Below are 1732 nucleotides of genomic sequence, written 5' to 3' on the forward strand. Positions count from 1 at the left end.
GTATTCCTGGCCGGGCAACGTGCGCGAACTGTAAAACGTGTGCGAACGGGCCTGGGTGCTTTCGGACGGGACGTCCATACGCTGTGAAAGCCTGCCCCGCCATGTGCTTGATTGCAGTGCCGCAGTTTTTCCGGCTGCACGGGCGGACTGCGCCTTGCCGGCAGGCAGCCTTGAACTGGCGGGAACGGAGGCAGGGGCGGCCTCAATGGACGAGCTGTGTGAAAGTCTGGTGCGGAGCACACTTGAGGCATCAGGGGGAAATGTGAGCAAAGCTGCGGATGCGCTGGGCATTGCCAGAACCACATTGTACCGTAAGATGCGAAAATATGGGCTTGGCCGAAAAAAACAGGCAGAAGCGCCCAACGGAAACGAAGGGGCGTAAGCGTTCACGGCGGCTGGTTTGCGGGATATTCAGCTTTCTGGTTCGCCAAGGCGGGTCATGCGATAGCCCACGCCCACATGGGTATGGATGCAGTTGCACTGGGGGGCGGCGGCTTCCAGTTTTTTGCGCAGGGTTGCCATGAAAACACGCAGAGAGGGCAGGTTTTGCGGCAGTGAGCTGCCCCACACGGCCTGCAGGATGGTCGTGTGCGTGAGCACCTTGCCCGCATTGCGCGCCAGCAGGCACAGCAGCCTGTATTCCGTGGGGGCGAGATGGATTTCCTGCCCGTTCACGCGCGCGCTGCCTGCGGAAAAGTCTATGCGCAGGGGGCCGTTTTCAAAAAAATCGATATCACGCCCCAGATTGCCGCGCTCATAGCGCCCGCGCCGCAAGGCCGCGCGCAGCCGGGCCAGCAACTCGTCAACGCTGAAAGGCTTGGTCAGATAGTCGTCCGCGCCGGCGTCCAGAGCCGCAACCTTGTCGTCATCCTCGCTGCGGGCGCTGAGCACGATGATCGGAACCATAGACCACTGGCGCACCGTGCGGATAATATCTGTGCCGTCCATGTCAGGCAGGCCGGGGTCGAGAAGGATGACGTCCGGCCCGGCGCGGGACGCTTCGGCAATGGCCTCGCGTCCTGTGGCTGCCGCAAGGTAGGCCATGCCCCTGCTTTCAAGGGTGGCTGTCACAAGAGCGCGTATGCCCTTGTCATCCTCGACCACAAGGATGCGTTCCGGGGCGATGACGCCCTGCTGTTCGTGATATGGCGACATGGCTACTCCTGTGCGCCGTTTTTTATAACGGCGGCATGGAACATGTCAAAAATGCGGGTTTTTTCGTCATCTGGAATGCCTGGCCCGTTGTCGGCCACCTCCAGTCGGGCGCGTGGCGTTTACGGCCTCGCGGATAATGTCTTCCGCCAGTTCCGGCGTCAGGCGCAGGGTAAAGCCGTATTGTTCCAGCCGGGTAAGCGACAGCAGGTTCTCCACCATTTCCACCAGATAGCGGGTGTCCTCTTCAATGGCCCGGGCAAGGGACTTGGGACGCTGTGTTTCCATGTCATTTTCGGAGGCAAGCACGGCGGCATTGCCGCAGATGGCAGTCAGAGGCGTGCGCAGGTCGTGCGAGACAGAGCGCAGCACATCGGCCCGCAGTTTTTCCTGCTGGGCGTGTACGGCAATATCCGCATTGGCGCGGGCGGGGCGCTCTTTTTCCACGGCCATCTGGCCGAAATCGGCCTGACCATGCCCGACGGCCTTGATTATACCATCCTTGTGAACACCAACGACTTCGTGCTTGAGTCCATCCGCGAAGTGGTCTCCACCCTGGTGGAAGCCATGATCCTGGTGT

At 61.1% G+C, this 1732-nt stretch carries 5 protein-coding genes; 2 read left to right on the forward strand and 3 right to left on the reverse strand.

Annotation, left to right across the window (positions count from 1 at the left end):
* The coding region (locus V6C16_RS12425) for a hypothetical protein (RefSeq protein WP_333543350.1) at positions 1-240 on the reverse strand (240 nt) is incomplete at its 3' end.
* Here V6C16_RS12425 and V6C16_RS15015 point away from each other — a divergent pair.
* Entirely contained in the window at positions 206-382 is a 177-nt protein-coding gene (locus V6C16_RS15015) for a helix-turn-helix domain-containing protein (protein WP_442886230.1), read from the forward strand. The two genes, V6C16_RS12425 and V6C16_RS15015, sit on opposite strands and share 35 nt — an antisense overlap.
* Before the next feature lie 29 nt (positions 383-411).
* Here V6C16_RS15015 and V6C16_RS12430 read toward each other — a convergent pair whose 3' ends face one another.
* On the reverse strand, positions 412-1155 hold the full coding sequence (locus tag V6C16_RS12430; protein ID WP_333543351.1) for a response regulator transcription factor: 744 nt from the start codon (positions 1153-1155) through the stop codon (positions 412-414).
* A 66-nt stretch (positions 1156-1221) separates the two neighbouring features.
* Positions 1222-1524 carry a sensor histidine kinase gene (locus tag V6C16_RS12435; protein ID WP_333543352.1) on the reverse strand — a complete coding sequence of 101 codons (303 nt, stop codon included), beginning with the start codon at positions 1522-1524 and terminating at the stop codon, positions 1222-1224.
* Between V6C16_RS12435 and V6C16_RS12440 the strand changes: the two genes are divergently transcribed.
* Positions 1504-1732, forward strand: a 229-nt coding sequence (locus tag V6C16_RS12440; RefSeq protein ID WP_333543353.1) for a hypothetical protein, incomplete at its 3' end; no start/stop codon positions are given. The genes V6C16_RS12435 and V6C16_RS12440 overlap by 21 nt on opposite strands.

This window comes from Desulfovibrio sp. 1188_IL3213 (genome assembly GCF_036763145.1).
GTDB lineage: Bacteria > Desulfobacterota > Desulfovibrionia > Desulfovibrionales > Desulfovibrionaceae > Desulfovibrio.